The organism is Agrobacterium sp. D14, assembly GCF_001526505.1.
Taxonomy (GTDB): Bacteria; Pseudomonadota; Alphaproteobacteria; order Rhizobiales; family Rhizobiaceae; genus Agrobacterium; species Agrobacterium leguminum.
Genome location: NZ_ASXX01000044.1, coordinates 1 through 5,040 on the forward strand (window position 1 = coordinate 1; position 5,040 = coordinate 5,040).

A 5,040-nucleotide genomic window follows, 5' to 3' on the forward strand; every position below is an offset into this window, starting at 1 on the left:
CATACCCTTTGCGAAATCAATGCAGTGACTTTGGAGTATCCAGGATTATTTGAAAACATGGCTGACCAGAGCCTAATCAGATCGATAGCATTTTAGCGAATCGGATGGATGCTGATGAGTTGATCTTAGATGAGCTGTCCCCCCCCCCAGCACTCTGGAAATCCGATTCAGGATAAACGGCGTTTAACCGAGTAATGGGGGGAGGTGTCGTAGAGATTGCAAACGCCGTTAGGCGTTCCCGTGGCAGCGCAGCGTGAACAGGCCGGGACCGTAGGCAGGTAGACGAAACCGCTCAGGCGCCCTCGTCGGCACCATCAGGATCGCCGTCAGGATAAAGCAGATGGGGCTTGCGGCGGAACGGCCAGTCGCCATCCCGGTACTTCTCAACAAGCCCATCGAAGACGGTATGGGATTCATGCTCGTCGAAGCCCTGCTTGACCAGCATCCTGACCACCCGTTTTTTAAACTTTCCCAGGGTTTCCGTTGCTCCCTCGGCAGCCATGGCGGAGATCGCCATGAACAGCGCCGTGCGGGCCACATCGTCGCGTCCGGGGCGCTTGGCCTTTCTGTCGGCATCACGCAGCTTCTGCTGTCGCTCGCGCTGTTTCGTGTTGCGGATCTCCTCGGACTTTGCTGGCATTCGCTCTTCCCTGTCAGGTCTTCTGCTATCGATGCCAGACCGTTATCGCTGCGGCAACGCCGTTTGCATGGAATCGGAAATCCCGGTTTATGAATCGTTTTTTTGGGGTTCTGAATCAAATGAGCGCAATTTGAGATCAATTGCGGGCACGTTGAGACAGGTCGAGATAAGTTGGCGAGGGACAAACGGCGGCCGTGAATCAAATGACCAGCGTTTGGAATCAAAAATATCGGACCTTGAATCAAATGAGCGCAATTTGTCTCGACGTGCGGGCACGTTGAAACGACCTGTGGGCAATCTGGTGGAAATCGCCGGCGACTTCCTGTCGCGCTTGCGCCTGCAGGACCATCTCCACTCCGGAATATGAGGCGGCGAACCGAGATCTTCCCGGTCGGTTCATCCGCGAAGTCGCATGTCATATGTCCCAGCCGTTCGCGCGGAATGTGCCATCTTCGGGTGGAAATCGAGCATCGCTCTTAGACGGCGAGACTCTGGCTTCGTGTTTACTTCGTTGCGTGTTCCCGTGACGGCAAGACTACTTCGTGGAGGCCTTAATTATGGGAGGTCGGCTATCCGGCTCCGGATTCTGGATTTTGCGGTGAAATAATACCGATCGATCATGAAGTGAAAAAATTTTATAATTATCGTATATATCGATATTAATTGATTAATATATCGTTAGATATTAAATACAACCGCCGAAAACGGCAGAGAGACAAAGGTTATAATCGAATGTATACTATAGAGATATTTTACTTGAATTTGCATTACATCCGTACTGGCGCAATCATATAGTCATCCGATGTGTTGTTCGTCGGATACATTGTAAACACGTCACACGGAGACTTCCATGCGCACCAGAAATACCAAGACCACTGCGACCGCCGCCTTCTCCTATAACTATGAAGAAGAGGGGATCGGGCACACGACGCGCGATCTGCTCGAAAGCAGCGCGGCCCATATCTTCGACCTCGGGCGCCGCACCACCGAGCAGACTTTTGAGCTCGGCGATCATCTGGCGAAAGCCGCGGACCTGCTGGCAGATGGCCGGTTCGACAAATGGGTGAAGATGCGCTGCGGTCTCGCACCGCGCAGCGGTCGCAACTATATGGCGGTGTTCCGCAACCTCGGCCATGTTCGTGATGAACTGGTCGATCTGTCGGTCGGCGCGACGGTGTTGTTCCATCTGAGTTCGGCAACCGACGATCAGGTCAAAGCGGCCATTGCCTTTGCCGAGGAGAACGGGCGCCTTCAGGTTGCCGACGTGAAGGCCATCTTGGCCGGTGGCGAAGAAGGTGGTGACAAGGCCGAGAAGGACGATCAGTTCTGGATGGGCGGTGTTGGCGGGCTGAAAGCGTTGATTGCGGCCAAGATCCGCGATGGATTGAAGGCGTTCATCGAGCACCTCGTCACGATCTGCAAGGCGGTCGAGGCTTCGTTGACCAGAAGCCGCGTGATCAAGGAAGCGCTGGCGAAGGAAATCCAGGACATCGCCCGCGTCGCGCGTCAGGAACTCGAAAGCCTGGCCTTGTTCCTCGAGCCGGAACTCGATTATGGCCGCAACACCAAGGCTACGAAATTCCCGAAGAAGACCGGCTGGACGGAGGTCAACGACACGCTCTACACATTGGGTGGTGTCGATGGCTGGCCGAAGTCGAAAGACATGCGGGACTGGCTTGCGCTGCATGTGCTCCCGGTGCTCGGCTGGGCGGTGTCCAAAGAGCGGAAGCCGGAATGGCCGCTCGCAGCGCCAACTGCTCCGGTTTCCGAACCGGTGGTTCCGGCAGAAGCGGACAGCGTCGGCGATCGCCACGATGCCGAGCCGGTAATGTCGGACGAGGTCTCTGATGATGCCGAAGTCTCGAATGAGGTGATCGACCGGTTCGGCGCGGCTCTGGAGGAGGCGACCGGCGGCTTCATGACGGTCAGCCGGGAGGCACCGCGAAACCGCAAGCAGTTTGCCAAGGTGCCGGCGCTTGCCGATGACAGCGTCGCCGATGTTGAACTCGCACCCGCCGTCACGCCGTAAGACGCAGTTTGCACGAAGGCCGGTGAACAGGCCTTCCCGCCAAACTCGAAAGGGCCGCATGTCGGCCCTTTTCCTTTTGCCTGATGATGGCGAGTGAAAACGCGCAGGCCGACCGTTGCGATCACCGGAAGCGTTGATCGGCCTGGACGTTGTGAGCCCGACGTTAACTATGTACCGGCTTTGTTCTTTTTTGTTGTTCCGGGTCCTTGAGCCCGGCTCCCGGTCCTGCCAGGTTGGGGTCGTTCGGAAGACCGGACACAAACGGCCCAAGGCAGCGCGCCAACGCTACCAAGGGCCTGACCCTCAAGCCTTCGCGAAAAGGAATCGGGCTATGACCACGTTTACCTCTATGATCCCCAATGGGGAAGTTCTCCGTTCGACCGCAGCAGCGGCATCTGTCTTCTCCCACCGCTCATTCGGTATCGATGCCTACAGCATCGGCGAGCCGCCCGCATTGCGCCGCCATCCGCATATCGTTCACTTCCATGACGTCGAGGCCGATCTCGATCTGCTGATCGATCGCGCCATCGCCGCCATTGCCGACGGCGAACCCGTCGAAGACGACATCCTCGGCCACTACGTTCACATCGCCTCGCTCGTGCGCGCCGTGTCTTTCCGCGAAGGCAAGCTGCTGGAACAGGCGGTTGAGCGTCTGGCGAAAGCCAATCCAAACATCACCGTGCTGACCCAGTCGCTGAAACTGCCGTTGGTCAAGGCGGCGCTTGAAGCCGTCGCCGGAAACGACTGGTCGTCCCTTGACGGCGTGAAGCTCGACTGCGAGGCGCCGGCCAAAGGCAGCTATACGCCCGACCTGATCGTGGTGAACCGGACAAAGCACCTGGCCTACATTCTCGACCTCAAACGATCGCTCGCCTCTTACGGCGACACCAGCCGTCTCGAAGAGCTGAAGATGAAGATGATGGCCTCGGCGATGGTGTTGCCGGACTGGCTCTACAAGAACCACAAGCGGCTCATGATCGATACGGTCGAGGTCGCCATCGTCGATGGTGCCAGCCGCCCGAGCGATCATGCCACCGGCATCTGGGCCTTGTCCGAGATCGACGACTTGCTGGAAATCGATGGTGTCGCCGCTTGCATGGCCGAACTGCGTCTGCGCTTTGGCCGCCGCGTGCAGCAGCTACTCGAAGCTGAAGCCAGCAAGGCGCTCGGCGTGGCGATGGTCGCGTCGGACGCGGCCGCTACCTCGGTCGTTTCCGGCAAACCGCTGATTGCCTTGAACGGTCCCGCTCGAAGCTACGAGGAAGAGCAGGCGGTAGTCGTACAGGACGAAGATGATGCTCACTGCGATCTCGCCTGCTTCGACGATGATCAGGACGACGAACCGGAAGCGGTCCGTATCCGGGTCGGCTTTGCCCGCCGTCCGCGCGGGCACTGACGGGCCGTTGGCCTAGCGTCACCGATTGCGGCCGCGCCAGGTGCGTGGCCGGCTTCCCTCATCCTCCATTCCATGAACGCCGGATGCCGATGCGCTCCGGCGAGGAGACAGTCATGTCCATCGATACCCACAGCCCGTCTGTGGCCGGCTTCCGGTGCGAAGCGGTCACGACCGATACCATCGCGTTGCCTTGCCTTCACGGCAGGCTCGCGAATATCCCCCCGGTACAATCCGATGACGTGGATCGCGGTTCGAGCGATCGCGACGACCCCGCCGTTCTGATCGGCCTGGCGCTCGCCTTCGTCCGGCAAGGTTCTTGGCTGGATGGCCTTCTGCCGGAACCTCTGATGCTTAGGTTGAGTGCAGTTGCCGACAGCGGCAATGCGGCATGCCACCTGCTGCTCGACTGGATGCGCAACCGCAACCGGCATCTTGATCGGTCCCGGAACGAACACCTGAGCCTGTCTGTCTCGACCGGTTCGTCGGCTGACGCGCATCCGTCGCGTCGTTCGCCGCGCGACCGTGTGTTGGCGCGGATCCCGAAGCCCGGTGGCATTGACGGGCGGCGGCGTGGTCGGACGCGTCCGCGCGATCCGGTGCAGAACGCCCAAACGGCAATTATTGCCGCGGAGACGGGAGGTCGGATTGATGGATAAGCTCGCCCGACTGTTTATCCGCCGCCTTCGTCATCTTAGCCGTCGCGAGGCACGCCGGACCGCGCTGCGCAACGGTCTGCTGGAAAGCAGGATCGTCGATGTCGATGGTCATCTCACCTGCCGCTACAGTCCGGCTTTCGACACGACACGACTGACCGGCGATCCGATCCGTGACGATACCTGGTTCCGGCGCAATTTTGGTGACTGGCTTGTCGCACCGAAGGAGACCGGCAATCCAACGGCCGGCTCTGCTGGCGATGGTGTCGTGACCGCCGAGGTCAAGCATCCGTCGTTCGCCGCGCAACTCGTGAACATCCCT

At 59.2% G+C, this 5,040-nt stretch carries 5 protein-coding genes and 1 pseudogene; 5 read left to right on the forward strand and 1 reads right to left on the reverse strand.

Going from position 1 to position 5,040, the window contains the following annotated elements:
- Positions 1-292: 292 nt before the first annotated feature.
- On the reverse strand, positions 293-640 hold the full coding sequence (locus L901_RS21155; protein ID WP_059760063.1) for a hypothetical protein: 348 nt from the start codon (positions 638-640) through the stop codon (positions 293-295).
- 67 nt (positions 641-707) lie between these two features.
- On the opposite strand from L901_RS21155, the gene L901_RS27195 reads away from it, so the two are divergent.
- The 5 genes and pseudogenes from L901_RS27195 to L901_RS21175 form a co-directional block, all read left to right on the forward strand.
- Positions 708-1,007: a hypothetical protein gene (locus L901_RS27195; protein ID WP_147401560.1), complete on the forward strand. Its 300-nt coding sequence runs from the start codon at positions 708-710 to the stop codon at positions 1,005-1,007.
- 483 nt (positions 1,008-1,490) lie between these two features.
- On the forward strand, positions 1,491-2,669 hold the full coding sequence (locus tag L901_RS21160; RefSeq protein WP_059760065.1) for a hypothetical protein: 1,179 nt from the start codon (positions 1,491-1,493) through the stop codon (positions 2,667-2,669).
- A gap of 331 nt (positions 2,670-3,000) precedes the next feature.
- Positions 3,001-4,065 carry a hypothetical protein gene (locus L901_RS21165; protein ID WP_059760067.1) on the forward strand — a complete coding sequence of 355 codons (1,065 nt, stop codon included), beginning with the start codon at positions 3,001-3,003 and terminating at the stop codon, positions 4,063-4,065.
- 113 nt (positions 4,066-4,178) lie between these two features.
- The gene (locus L901_RS21170; protein ID WP_059760068.1) at positions 4,179-4,721 is read left to right on the forward strand and encodes a hypothetical protein; all 543 of its coding nucleotides are present in this window, start codon (positions 4,179-4,181) and stop codon (positions 4,719-4,721) included.
- Positions 4,714-5,040: pseudogene (locus L901_RS21175) on the forward strand (hypothetical protein); the annotation flags it as partial. The gene L901_RS21170 and the pseudogene L901_RS21175, both read left to right, overlap by 8 nt.